Source organism: Hephaestia mangrovi, from assembly GCF_019880555.1.
GTDB classification, from domain to species: Bacteria; Pseudomonadota; Alphaproteobacteria; order Sphingomonadales; family Sphingomonadaceae; genus Sphingomonas; species Sphingomonas mangrovi.
In genome coordinates this window covers 39,875-53,328 of sequence record NZ_JAINVU010000001.1, presented here as the reverse complement: position 1 = coordinate 53,328, position 13,454 = coordinate 39,875, and the positions used below count along the sequence as shown (strand labels likewise).

7 protein-coding genes are annotated in these 13,454 nt (G+C 63.1%); 3 read left to right on the top strand and 4 right to left on the bottom strand.

Annotation, left to right across the window (positions count from 1 at the left end; translation table 11 throughout):
- Window positions 1-33 precede the first annotated feature (33 nt).
- Complete coding sequence (locus tag K7G81_RS00190) at window positions 34-1,377, top strand: amidohydrolase (RefSeq protein ID WP_223028741.1); 1,344 nt, start codon at window positions 34-36, stop codon at window positions 1,375-1,377.
- 59 nt (window positions 1,378-1,436) lie between these two features.
- Here the strand turns inward: K7G81_RS00190 and K7G81_RS00185 are convergent, their stop codons facing one another.
- Window positions 1,437-4,037 carry a TonB-dependent receptor gene (locus K7G81_RS00185; RefSeq protein WP_223028740.1) on the bottom strand — a complete coding sequence of 867 codons (2,601 nt, stop codon included), beginning with the start codon at window positions 4,035-4,037 and terminating at the stop codon, window positions 1,437-1,439.
- 161 nt (window positions 4,038-4,198) lie between these two features.
- On the opposite strand from K7G81_RS00185, the gene K7G81_RS00180 reads away from it, so the two are divergent.
- A complete protein-coding gene (locus tag K7G81_RS00180; RefSeq protein WP_223028739.1) occupies window positions 4,199-4,720 on the top strand; it encodes an RNA polymerase sigma factor in 522 nt (173 codons plus the stop codon).
- The gene (locus K7G81_RS00175) at window positions 4,717-5,691 is read left to right on the top strand and encodes a FecR family protein (protein WP_223028738.1); all 975 of its coding nucleotides are present in this window, start codon (window positions 4,717-4,719) and stop codon (window positions 5,689-5,691) included. The genes K7G81_RS00180 and K7G81_RS00175 overlap by 4 nt, the downstream gene beginning before the upstream one ends.
- Before the next feature lie 120 nt (window positions 5,692-5,811).
- On the opposite strand, the gene K7G81_RS00170 is transcribed toward K7G81_RS00175, so the two are convergent.
- The 3 genes from K7G81_RS00170 to K7G81_RS00160 all read right to left on the bottom strand — a co-directional run bounded on the left by K7G81_RS00170 (window position 5,812) and on the right by K7G81_RS00160 (window position 13,347).
- Window positions 5,812-8,820, bottom strand: coding sequence for a TonB-dependent receptor domain-containing protein (locus tag K7G81_RS00170; protein ID WP_223028737.1), 3,009 nt, complete (start codon window positions 8,818-8,820; stop codon window positions 5,812-5,814).
- A gap of 234 nt (window positions 8,821-9,054) precedes the next feature.
- On the bottom strand, window positions 9,055-11,847 hold the full coding sequence (locus tag K7G81_RS00165) for a M14 family metallopeptidase (RefSeq protein ID WP_223028736.1): 2,793 nt from the start codon (window positions 11,845-11,847) through the stop codon (window positions 9,055-9,057).
- A 102-nt stretch (window positions 11,848-11,949) separates the two neighbouring features.
- Window positions 11,950-13,347 (bottom strand): putative 2OG-Fe(II) oxygenase, encoded by a 1,398-nt coding sequence (locus tag K7G81_RS00160; protein ID WP_223028735.1) that lies wholly within the window; start codon window positions 13,345-13,347, stop codon window positions 11,950-11,952.
- Window positions 13,348-13,454: the final 107 nt, after the last annotated feature.

The following is a 13,454-nucleotide window of genomic DNA, read 5'->3' as shown; positions in this document are numbered from 1 at the left end:
CCTCGTTCGGCGCAACATTTGTCGAGGATATGAATGAAACGCACGCTTCCGTTTTTCGCCGCCGCGCTGGCAGCCCTGCCAGCCCATGCCCAGACGACCGTGCCGGCACCGACGCTGGACGTTGCCGCCGCGAAGGCGAGGATCGATGCGTCGCTCGACAAGGATTATCCGCACCTGTTCGAGGTCTACAAGGACATCCACCAGCATCCCGAACTGGCCTTTCAGGAAAACCGCACTGCAGCACTGCTGGCCGGCGAAATGCGCAAGCTCGGTTTCCAGGTGACCGAGCATGTCGGCAAGACGGGCATCGTCGCGATCTACAAGAATGGCGAGGGGCCGACCGTGCTGGTGCGCACCGAGCTCGACGCATTGCCGTTGAAGGAGAAGACGGGGCTGCCCTACGCCAGCACGGCACAGCAGACCGTCGACGGCAAGCTGACCTATGTCGACCATGCCTGCGGACACGATTCGCACATGGCCTGGTGGCTGGGCGCTGCCGAGGCCTTGCTGGCGATGAAGGACCAGTGGCACGGCACGTTGATGTTAATCGGTCAGCCTGCCGAGGAGATCATCAGCGGCGCCAAGGCGATGCTCGCCGATGGCCTGTTCAAACGCTTTCCGATGCCCGATTACGGTTTTGCTGCGCATGTCGGGCCGGCGCCGATCGGCACCGTCGGCATCAAGGAAGGCGTGATGAGCTCTGCCTCCGACACGATCTATATCACCTTCCACGGTGTCGGCGCGCACGGATCGATGCCCGACAAGAGCATCGACCCGATCGCCGAAGCCGCGCATTTCGTGACCGATGTGCAGACCGTGATCAGCCGGCAGAAGGATCCGAAGCAGTTCGGCGTCATCACGGTGGGTTCGTTCAATGCGGGCACGGTGGCGAACATCATCCCCGACCACGCCGATCTGCAGCTTACTCTGCGCTCTTTCTCACCGGATGTGCGCAAGCTGATCAACGACGGCGTCGCGACCACGGCGAAGGCCGCCGCGATGATGGCGGGCGCGCCCGAACCCGAGGTAAAACACATGTTCGGCGCGTCGCCGGTGATCAACGACATCGCCTTGTCCGACACGATGAGCGGCGTCATGAAAACCGCGTTGGGCGACGACAATGTGACGCTGGAGCCGGCTTACAAGCCGGGCGGCAACGCCAGCGAGGATTATTCGGAATTCGTTGCGGCGGGCCTGAAGAAGTCGGTCTATTTCAGCATCGGCGGCTATGATCCCAAGATGATCGCCGACTACAAGGCGAAGGGCAAGCCGCTGCCGGTAAACCACTCACCCTATTTCGCGCCGGTGCCGGAGCCGGCGATCCGCACCGGCGTCCGCGTGCTGACGCTGGCGGTGCTGGAGGTTGCCGGCAAATAAGCTCGTGCCCGTTTTCGGGGCGGTGCGCCGGTCCCCGGCCACCGCCTTGGAGAGCGTTTTTAAAAAGCGCGGGAGATTTCCAGGCCGGTGGTGCGCGGCGCGCTACTGTAGAGACGGTGCACGCCGAAGGTGCTCGAGACAATGTTGAGCGGCGCCACGACATCGAAGACGTTGTCGAGATGGAAGGTGACGCGCCAATCGTGCGCCGAAAGCGTGGCGTGCAGGTTCACCGTCATGTGCGCCTTCGTCACGTCGTAGAAGCGGATATCCGGATCGAATTTGGAGGCGTTGTCGGTCGCACCGACCAGATCGGCGCCGACGTTGACGATCGCGTTCCTGCCGATCCTCGCGTCGGTATCGGCGCTAAACGAATAGGTGACGCGCGGCACGTTGGGCAATCGATCGCCCTTTCGCCCGAGCCCGCCCGCGGTGGTGCTGCGCTGATCCTCGGCGAGCTGGGCATCGACGTAGCTGATCCACGAGCTGATCCTGAGCGGAGACAGCGAAAGCTGGAGCTTTGCCTCGGCGCCGTCGATATTCACGCTGCCGACATTGGTGTTGTAGCCGAATGCGCCGTTGAGGCTCGTCACCGCATAGATCATGTTCGACCAGTCGATATGATATAGTGCGCCTTCGAGCTGCAACGGGGTACCCTTGGGAGCGAGCCGGGTGCCGACCTCGTAACTCCACAGATGATCGGCGTCGTAGCGTTGCTGCGCCTCGCTGAGCCCCGGCGTGACGTTCAGGCCGCCCGGGCGAAAGCCCTCGGCCGCGGTCGCATAGATGAGATTGCTGCGCGAGAGCTGATAGCTGAGCCCAAATTTCAGGTTCCGGCCGCTTTCCGATTGGCGATAGTCGGTATCTTCCAGAGCCCCGGTGCCGGTGATCGGGTTGGCGATGGTGACCGAGCCGCCGCCGACCCGCTTGTAATGGAAATAGCGGCCGCCGCCGGTCACCGAGAGACGCCGCGTCAGTCGCGCCGTTACCTCGGCGAAGACCGCCTGCTGGTCGAGCGTGGTCTCAATGCCGCGCAGCCCGGTGATATCGAAGGGGCGCAGCACGTTCCCCGACACGGGATCAGCCCGCAGCACATAACTGTCGACCGAATCGCGCCGTTGCTCGGCAAAGGCCCCCAGCGTCCACAGAATGGGGCCATCGCCGTTGGATGCCAGCCGTATCTCGCCGCTGGTGCTGGCGACGGGCATCGGTTGATAGAGCACGGCGGGCAACCGCGCGTCGATCAGATCGGAAAAGAGCCGCATCTGATCGGGCGTGCACGTCGCGCCGGAGAGGACGCCGAAATGATTGGCGCAACTCGTCTCGCTGGTGCGCTGTTGCGCCAGAACGGCGGAAAAATCGCTCTCCTTGACGACATGCCAATCGTAATGGGAAGCATTGGCGGTCAGCGTGACGGTGCCGAGATTCCATTGGGTCGAGCCGCTGTAGAGATTGAGAACGCTGCTGTTGGGCGTGCGCACCGGCTGATCGTTGAGATATCGGCCGACATCGGGGAGCCAGAAGGTTGCATCATCCGATCGGGAATCCTGATGCAGCACGGTGCCGCTCACGGTAATCGCCGCATTCGGCGTCCAGGCGAGCGTCGCTCGCCAGCTCTTGCGCGATACCCCGCCGCGATTTTCGCTGCCGAGCAGCGGATTATCGATATAGCCACCGCTTTTGCGGCGGCTGACCACGAAGCGCGCGGCGAGACGACCGCGAACCAGTGGCGCATTGAGCACCGCCGAGGCATGCGCGCCGGTATCACCATGGTCGACAGTGTCGATCCCGGCCGTCAGCCGCGCAGACCATCGGCTGGCATCGGGCTGGTTGAACAATACCCGAAGCGTGCCGCCCATCGAACTGGCGCCATAAAGCGTGCCCTGCGGCCCGCGCAGCAATTCGATGCGGTCGATATCGACCAGATCGATGTCGGGGGTGATCGCGGCAGGGTTGGCGGTGGTGCCCGACGGACCGCTTACCGGCGTATCGCCATAATAGACACCGACGGTGGACTCGCCGCTTCCCGATACGCCGCGCACCGTCAGGCGCTGTTCCAGCGTGGAGCCCTCGGTGACGATCAGGCCGGGCAATTTGTGCGCGGCGCTGCGCTCGTCGAAGATCTGTGCGCCCGACAGGTCATCGCCGCTGAGCACGGTCATGCTGAGCGGCGTATCAGCGAGGATCGTCTGGCGCTTGAGCGCGGTGACGATGATGTCCTCCGGCGGCGGCGGGATGGGCGGCGGCAGCGGTGCGGCGTGCGAAGGAGCCGGGGCGGTGGCTTGCTGCCGCGCCACGGGTTCGATAATCACGATATCCGTGCCGAGTTGGCGTGCGCGAAGGCCGCTGTTCTTCAGAAGCAGGTCCAGCGCAACATCGGGATCGGCGACGTTGCGCACCGCCGCCGCCCGGCGACCGCGCACCAGCGCCGGCTCGAACAGGATCTGGCGATGCGTCTTGCGGGCATAGTCGCGCAGCGCGGCAGCGAGCGGCCCGGCCGGAATGTTGATCGGATAGGATCGCGGCACCAGCATGGCAGCCGGTAGCGCCTCGGGCGCCAACAGCAGCAGGCCCGCGATCGCCGCCGTCGCTAGATGAGCGCCATGGGATGCGCAGGCCAACCGCCCCGACACTCGTGTCAGTATCGCCCCTGTGGTCGCCAAAACGGGTTCCATCCCCTGAACAGTCGTCCGGCCTCTCCCTGGGTGGCTCTGTCGGCGCCTGCTGTGACGAGTATCCATACTTGACGGCTTTGTGACAACATGTTTCGCTGCGACTCAAAACGGAGCGGAGAGGGTGCGATAGACTGATCAACGGGGGCGGCATGTTGATTTCAGCGAACGTGAATGCATCAAGCGGCGCGATCCCTGCGGAAGCGTTCAATCGTCACCTGAAAGCGGTCCGCGGCTTTCTGTCCAAGCGCGCGCATCCCAACGATGTCGATGATCTCGTTCAGGAAGTCGCGCTGCGCATGCAGACGCGGCGCAGCGCTGGCGCAATCGAAAACGTCGAAGGCTATCTGTTCCAGGTGGCGCACAGCGTACTTGCCGATCGCGGGCGGCGCGACGTCGTGCGCCAGCGATCGTCGCATCATTCGCTGGAGGAATACCATCATCCGGTTGAGGAGAGATCGCCCGCGCGCGTCCTTGAGGCGAAGGAAGAACTTGCAATCGTGATCGCCGCGCTCAATGACCTGCCCGATCGTACCCGTCACACCTTTGTCCTGCACCGGTTTGAAGAAATGAGTTATTCCGACATCGCCCGTCAGCTTGGCATTTCAGTGAGCGCGGTGGAAAAGCATATGATGAAGGCGATTCGTCATCTTTCCACCCGTATCGCGGGATGACGCGCGAGGCAGCGACGGCGCACGCCGAAGACGAGGCGGCCCGCTGGTATGCGCGGCTGAACGCGGATGCGGTCTCGCCGACAGATCAGGAGGAATTCGAGCATTGGCTGGCGGCGCAGGCCGAGCATCGGCGCGCTTGGCAGCGGATTCTCGATACGGTTGGCGCGGTCGATCGAACGGGCGACGATCCCGCGGTGCGCGCGATGGTTGCCGAAGGGCTTTCGGGTGGCGCCACCCGGTGGCGGCGCGGGCGTGCGATGGCGATTGCGGCATCGATCGCGCTGGTGGTGGGGGTTGCCGCCGTTATCGAGGTTCCGTCGTGGCGACACGATCGCCCGCAGGACCAGGTGTTCGCCACCACATTCAGCAAATCGCAGGTGGTGACCCTTGCCGACGGATCCCGCATGACGCTCGACGCGGGATCGCGGGTGCGGGTGTCGCCGCCGGGCGATACGCGCCGGGTGGCGCTGCTCGACGGGCGAGCCTTCTTCAAGGTGGCGAAGGACCCGGCGCATCCGTTCATCGTCTCGGCGGGGAACAACAGCGTGACCGCACTGGGCACGGCCTTTTCTGTGGAAACCGCGCCCGCGCGGTTGTCCGTCGCGTTGGTGGAAGGGACCGTGAGGGTCGCCACGCCCGCCGACCATCGGACGACCGTGCTGCATGCCGGCAACATGCTGGTGATGGACACGACGGGGGTGCATGTCTTGCCGGGCAAGGCCGCTGCCGATGCGAGCTGGCTGCATGGCGAGCTGACCTTCGACGAAATGCCGCTGGCGCAGGTGGTGGCAGAGATGAACCGTTACTCGCGTCGGCGCATCGTGCTGTCCGACCCTGCATTGGGCGACACGAAGTTCAGCGGCGTGCTCCAGACCGATGGCGCCGATGCGCTGGCCGATGCACTGGAAGGGTATCGCGTGGCCCGCGTGACGCAGAACGACGCGCAAAAGATCGTGCTCTCCCCCTATTGAACCCAACCGACGAGGTTAGGGCTTCTCCCAACCGCTTGCAGCTGGGACACAGAAAATCCGCGATGGCCGTCGGGATGTTTTCGGCCATCGCGGAGAGGAGCAGCGGCAAGCGAAACGGCGTCAGAACCGCTTCGTCAAACCCACGAAGAAGTAGCGACCGAGCACGTCGTATGTCTCCGCGTCGAACGTGCCTTCGGTGTCGCCATATTGGGGTGGGTGGTGATTGAACAGATTGGTCACCCCGAAGCGGAATTCGGCGTCGTCCGTCACGTTCGCCCGCACATTGAGATCGAACACGTTGTAGGAATTGACGCCGCGCGTGGTGCTGCTCGGGCTGACGACGCGGGCCGCGTTGATCATGCTGTCGATAAAGCGCCAGCGCAGGCCGAGGCTGATCGGTCCGTTCGAATAGGTCAGCGAGGTGATCGATTTCCACCGGGGGTGGGCGATCCCGCTCGCGCTTTCGACGCTGGCGCCGATGCTGCCCGCATAATCGTAGGTCGGCGCGCCGGGCAATGCCTGAATCTTGAACGATTGCAGATAGCTGGCGGCCGCGTTGAGAGCGATCGATCCGGTGCCGACCGGGACCTTCCAGTCGAACTGGAAATCGATCCCCTTCACCTCGAACCGGCCGAGGTTCAACAGCGGCTGGAGCGGATTGACCGGGACGCCGCTTGCCGAGTTGCGGGTGATCAACGAGCAATAATAATTGGAAGGATCGAAGTTCGGGTTATTGCCCCCCGAATTGAAGCAGAACTGGAAGGCCTGGGCGATCGACAATGGCCCGATCGCATCCTTGATCTTGATGATGTAATAATCGATCGACAGTGACATGTTGCTGAATGCCGGCGCCGAGAAAGGCGATTGCAGCACGCCGCCGACCGAATAGGTGTCCGCGGTTTCCTCCTTCAGATCGGGATTGCCGCCGGTGAGGGCGAACACCTGCGCGGTGCCGAGCTGATAGCTGTCGATGATATCGGCCGGTACGCCTTGCGCCAGGCACAAGGCGCGCACCTGCGCCGCGTCGGAACCCTGGCGGAACGAGGTGCGAACGTCGCACGGATCGCCGTTGGTGCTGGTCGCGGAGGGCGTGCCGATGCTGACGCTGCCGGTCGAGACCGGGGCGTACAATTCGCCGACGCTCGGTGCGCGGATGGCGCGGTTGTAGCCACCGCGCAGCCGCAGCGGCTGGAATATCTGCCAGTCGAGATCGGCCTTGTAGGTGTGCACCCCGCCGACCGAATTGTAATCGGAATAGCGATAACCGAGATCGAGATTGAGCTCTTCGATGCCGGGAACGTCCTTGAGAACCGGGACCAGCAACTCGCCGTAGATTTCCTTGGTGCTGACCGATCCGTTTGCCGGACGCAGCACACTGTACCCCAGGATATCGCTGGTTCCGTCCGGTTGCGACAATTGTTCGTCGGGCCTGAAGCTATAGAAATTATAGCGATAATCGGCGCCCAGCGCGAACCGGACCTGGCCGCCGGGAAGCTCGAACAGGCCCCCCTGCATATTCGCTTCGACGGTGCGCTGCTTCAACTCGTTGCGGTTGAGCGTGCTACGCCTGATGTAGTTGATACAGTCTTCGGACGGCGTGACGTTGCCGAACGGATTGAAGCCGCCATCGCACAATTCGGTGCCGCCGGTGGGACTGTACAGCAGGTTCCTGAGCGCCGACGCGCTGGCGCCGCCGCGTTGCTCGTTCTCGAACTTGGCCTTGCTGGTGCTGCCATAGACATCCCAGGACCAATCCTTGATTCCGAACGTGCCCGACAGGCCGAGCGTCAATTGATAGACATTGTAGCGATAGGACTGATAGCGCGGCCCGAGGATGTTGAACGCCTTGTAGAAAGTGAAATCGGCATCGGGATCGGGTCGCGAGGCCAGAATCGAGGCGAAGTCGCTCGAAATATAGGGGTTGGTGACGGGAACGCTCAGGCCATAGACGTTTGACGCCAGCGTCGGGTTGGCGATGCCGAGCGAATCGTAATTGGTATAGGTGACCTGGGCGAAGGCCTTGATGTCGTCGGTAACCTTGTAATCCACCTTGCCGAACACGTTGTAGCGGTTCAGGTCGGATTGGACCGAACTGCCGTTATAGCCGAAGTTGAGCTGCTGGCTGTTCGTCCCGCTGTTCACGATATAGGCGGAATCGGTTTCCGGATCGCGCAGGTTTTCAATCGGAACGCCGATCGTGCTGAAAAGCGATTGATCGGTATTGAAGCCGATCTGTCCGATATAGGCGCCCGACGCATCGCCGGTGAATGGCGCGGCGCCATATTGGTTCTCGAAGACGTTGTTTACCGCATCGACGGTGGGGCGATTGGCGCCGAATACCGTCGACCCCTGCGGGATCGTGCTGAGCCCGGGCTTGGTCTTGCGGAACACGAAATAATCGCGGCGCGACTGGAGCGCGCGGTTGCGCTTGGTGTAATCGAACGAAAGCACCGCATGGCCGCGCTCATCCGCGAAGGAATCGCCCAGCGTGGTGGTGATGCGGTAGGTGTCGCCGTCCCCATAATCGCTCACCCCGGTCTGGGCGTTGATCTCGATGCCGTGGAAATCGTTGCGCAGCTTGAAGTTGACCACGCCGGCCGTCGCGTCCGAGCCGTAAGCGGTCGACGCGCCGCCGGTAATCGTCTCGACATTGGCGATCAACGCCTCCGGAATGATATTGAGATCGATCGAGCCATCGGGGTTCGACGGCTGGAGCCGGCGCCCGTCGAGCAGGATCAGCGTGCGTTTCGGCCCGAGGCCGCGCAGGCTGGCATAGGCCTGGCCGCCGTTGAGGCCGGTGCTGGTGCTGCCGCCGTTGGCCGACCCGAAGGCGCCACTGAATTGCGGCATCTGGTTGAGTGCGTCCTCGATCGTCGGACGGCCCGAGTTCTGCACGGTGTCCTGCGAGATCGAGATGATCGGGCTGTCCGCAACGTAATCGCGCCGGGCGATGCGCGAGCCGGTGACGATGATTTCCTGCGCCGGTTGCGGGGCAGCACTCTCCTGCGCCTCGGGCGGCGGATTCTCTGCCGCCGGCATGCTGGTCTGCGCCCGGGCATGGCCCGCCAACAAGGCGATCGTCGCGCAAGTGCCGGTGAGGAAGGAACGCGTGAGCGAATATGTCGTCATGATGATACCCCCAATTGCAGGCCGGTTTGTTCACATGGCTCGTTCAAGGGAGACGCGGCGGACTGTAATCGCCTCAAGCATTATTTCAAAAAAAAGAAAAAGCGATGAAGTGTTGACTAAATGCCACACTTCATCGCCCAATTTTATTGATTGAAAATGGATATAAATCTCGAAAATTACGATAAATATCGTTTCTATGGTTCCTGTAATTTCAAATCAGTGAAATTATTATTCTCAGTGTTTGGCCGAGACGGCGGGGCCATAGAGGATGCCATTGAACAGCAGTTTGAACGTCGCGTAGGGTTCGGCGCGCTTGGTGACGGCGGGGCCCATCACGAACAGCTTGCCCTGGCCCATATCGACGTCGACGACGGCGCTGGTGCCGTTCAGCTTTTCCTGGCCGAGCGCCCAGCCGCTGCGCAATGGCGTGGCGGTGTCGTACCAGGAAACCCGCGCCGCCTTGGCGCCGGGGGTGATGTTGAACGACTGGTTGCTGTCGAAGAACAGGTCGACCGTCTTGGGCATGCCGTAAGCGAGCGGCTGGGTGGGATCGACCTGACCCTCGAGCAGCGAGCCGGGGATGTAAAAGTCCTTGGACGGCAAGGCGTGCAGCTTGCCGTCCGGCCCCTGGGTAGCGAGCGCCGGCGTGATCGGCGCACCAAGCATCATGGCCAGTTCATCGGCGCTGCCGACGGTTATCACCGTGCCGCCAGCTTTGGTGAAACGGGCAATCTGCGGCACCGTCTTGTCGGCGGTGACGTCGCCGAGCCATGATCGGTATTGGGCGGGAATATCCTGCGCGTTCGGCTGCTTGCCGAAGCGGCCGCCGCGGAAGGGGCCGTCCTTGGGAACCGGCACCGTGCCGTCCGGGAAGATCAAGACATCGAACTTGCTCTTCAGATTGCCCGCATCGAGTTGCTGCGGATAGACGACCGTATAGGGAAATTCGAACTGTTCGAGCAGCCAGCGGGTCCAGCCCGCCGGTATCACTCCGCCGTAATGATCGACCAAGCCGATCCGGACGGGCTTGAGCGGCAGCGTGTCGCCGCCGGGCGCCTGCGCTTCGGCATAGGCGTCGATGCCCAGGTCCTTGACCGATGCCGTGACGATCGAGCGGGACGCCGCGGTGTTGGGTACCCAGATCGCGCCGGGCCCGAAATCATGGCCGTCGGCGCTCGTCGGCGTCTTGATCCAGGAGACGGGCACGCCCGCCTTGAGCAGCCGGTTGGTCAGGATGAAGCTGTTGTTGGTCTCATGCCCGATCAGCCAGCCGGCGCTTCCCGAACCGATGACATCGCCGCCCGGCACCGTCAGCAGGCCGGATACCGGCTGGAACGGGCCATCGAATCCGTCGAGAATCCGGTCGAATCCGACGCCCATCTGATAAGCCAGTGTATAGCCGGTGATGTCATAGGGCGGTTTGGGCGGGCCGCCCGGATATTCGAGGTTGCGCGGGTGGTTCTGCGGCTCGAACATGTCGAGCACATGGGGGCGATAGGCCTGCCCCGTCTTCACCACGAAGGAGCCGGCGGGATACGTCTTGCCGTCCACGGTGAAGGCCTTGGTCGCCTGCATCACGTCCACGCCGTTCTTGATGAGCGCGTTCAGGAAAGCGATCGTCGTCGGCAGGTCGCGCTGATCGACCGACAGGATATAGCCACGCGGATCGCGCCGCTCGGGCGCGTGCAGGACGGTGTCGTAAATCTTGGGATCGACCCGGTGGCCGGAGTTCCAGAACGGCTGGGCATCCTGCGGCAGCGGGTTCTTCTTGTCCGCCGCCTCGGCCGCGGCGATATCGTCGGGCATCGTCGTCCAGCTGTCGCGGTTGCCCCGCTGGATACCGTCATTGCCCATCTTCCAGATATTGAACAACAATCGCTCGCGGTTGCGCGCGGCGAAGTCCATCACCGCGCGATCGAGCTGATATTCATATTCCAGCGTGTCGCTAAGATGCCATTCCTGCGGCGCGATCGGGTCTGGCTCGTCGCCGCGCTTGAGCTGATTGTCTAGGATCAGCGGGATTTTGGTAGGCGTAGGCCCGCCGATGATCTCGGTCAGAATGCCGATCGAGTTGTGGAAATAGGAGACGGAGCGCTCCATCCCGTTGTTCCAGGTGGAATAGCGCGCTGCATCGCGCATCCCCGATCCCGGCATGTCATGGCCGATCAGCCGGCTGTGCATCGCACCACCGATCTCATTGAGCTCGGTCATGATCAAGGGATCGTAATTATAGTTGAACGGATCACGGAACGGCGGGACGAAAACCACCATGCCCGCCGGCCCGGTCTGATGATGATTGTAGATGATCTGCGGGAACCATTTGCGGAAGAACATCGCATTGAGGTTCGTCGTCTCGGGCATTTGCGACATGTAGAAATCGCGATTGTTATCGTGGCCGATATATTTCTGATATAGCATCGGCAGCGTATCGAATTCGCGCTTCTTCGGATCGGGATTGCGCATGTACCAATGCGCGATCATGTCCAACCCGTCGGGATTGTCCTGGCCAAACAGGATGATGTCGTCATTGAGAATGCGCATCGTTTCCGGATCGTTCTTGGTGAGCATCCGGTAGATGACGTGGATCTGATCTTGCGTGGTTACGGTTTCGGAGGCGTGCAGGCCAGCGTCGATCCAGACGATGGCCTTGCCTTCCTGCGACAGGCTGCGCGCCTGTTGCTCGTCGACGCCTTCCGCCTTGGCCAGTTTCTGCGCGATATCGCGGTAGTGATCGAGCTTGGCGAGATTCTCCGGCGAGGAGACGATCGCCACCCACATCGTGCGGCCTTGGGCCGATTTGCCGATGTCGACGAGCTTGATGCGATCGGATTGGCTGGCGAGCGTCTTCAGATAGGCGGCATAGGCTTCGTAATCGGCGAGGAAATAGTCGCTGCCCGGCTCCTGCGCGAAGGCTTCCTTGGGCGAGGTGATATTGCCCACCTTGGGGGAAATATCCTTAGCGGCGAGCGGCGCCGAGCCGATCAGCGCCAGCACAGCCGCGCCCATGAGCCAATGGTGTGTTTTCATTGCAGACCCCCATTTTCCCCGAGCGTCGCCAGAACGCCTTCTCGACCCCAAGACGCACGGCTTCTCCGACGCCTCACCCCGGCGCAGGAAGAAAGGCGATTTTTATGCGGGAAGGATGTCGAAGGCGACCGTCAAGCGGGGCGCGCCGGCGGAGAACGGCTCGGTTCCGTGCCAGAGATAAGAGGGGAACAATGCAAGCGTCCCCGGTACCGGCTGGATATGGCGGAACGGCGCGAGCGGCGGGCTGGTGGGAATGCCGGGCCGGCCAAACGCCAGCCAGCCTTCCGGTTCCTGCGCGACCGCGTCGGGAAGCGATACGTAGAAGGCCGAGGACAGCCAGCCCTGCGGGTGGACATGATCGGTGTGAAAGCCGCCGGGGTCGAGCTTCACCGACCAGGCCCCAGCGATGCGATAGTCGTGCCCGATCCGCGCACGCAGCGGATCGCGACCCACTCCCAGCGCCGCGATATGCGCGCGGATCGGGGCATCGAGCGCGGTAAACAGCGCGCGAATCACCGGTGATTGCGCGCGCGACAGATCCTCCTGCGTCTGGCTGCCGCGCCGCACCGAATTTTCCAGCGGATGCGCGCGCCAGGGGTGGCGTTCGCGCAGCGCCGCCGCGAGATCGGCGAGGAATGTGTCAAGATCGCGCCAGCCCGCCGGCGTCGCGATTCGCGTCGTCGAAACGAGCGCAGGATCCTCGCACAGCGTTCGATAGCGCGGATCGCCGCGCAACCTCCAGGCGGTGGCGAGGAGCGCCAGCACGCCTTGATCCTGCGGTGCCGCCACGCGCAGTCGCTCGGCGAGCGCTTCTGCGTCCGCCGGCCGCCCGGCATGGAGCAGCGCCTCAGCCACCGCCTTGGCCGCCTGCGCCGCGCCTGGAGCGAGGCGAAGCGCCTGCGTCGCATGATCGAGCTGACCGGCGGCATCGCCGCGATGCGCGGCCACTTGCGCCGCGCGCAGATGGAGCGCGGGATTGGCAGGAGCGTGCGTCAGTGCCACCGAAAGGAGTGCCGCGGCGGCATCGGCGTCGTCGGCGGCGAGCAGGATCGTCGCCTTGATCGTCGTGAGATCACCCGACGGATCGTCCGCCGTGTCCATCGCGTCGAGGGCAACGGCGGGATCGGCAGTGCGCATCCAGCGAAGCTGTGCGAGATCATGGTGCGCGGTCGCATAGCCGGGGCGTAACCGGATCGCCTCGCCAAACGCCTTGTCGGCTTCATCGAACCGTTCGGAACCTTGCAAGGCGCGGGCGAGGACCAGCCACGTCTCGGGCGCGCGCGACCCCCGGGCGATCGCCTGTTCCGCGGCTTGCACGCCTTCGGCGAAGCGCGACAGGTCACCGAGCAACGACGCATAATTGTGCCAGGCGATGTGGCTCTCTGGCCGCAGCTGCACGATCCGTTCATAGACCACGATGGCCTCGTCGAGCCGGCCGGCCGCCTTCAGGCTCCTGGCTTGCGGAATAAACTGGGCGGCATTGGCGAAGGAATCGGTCATTGCGGCTCGCGGGGCCAGTCTCAGAGGGTTTCTGCGTCGCTCTTCATCAAAAAATAGTCGGTGGAAAGGCGATCTCCATGCCGGCGGCGTTCAACATCGCTGCATTC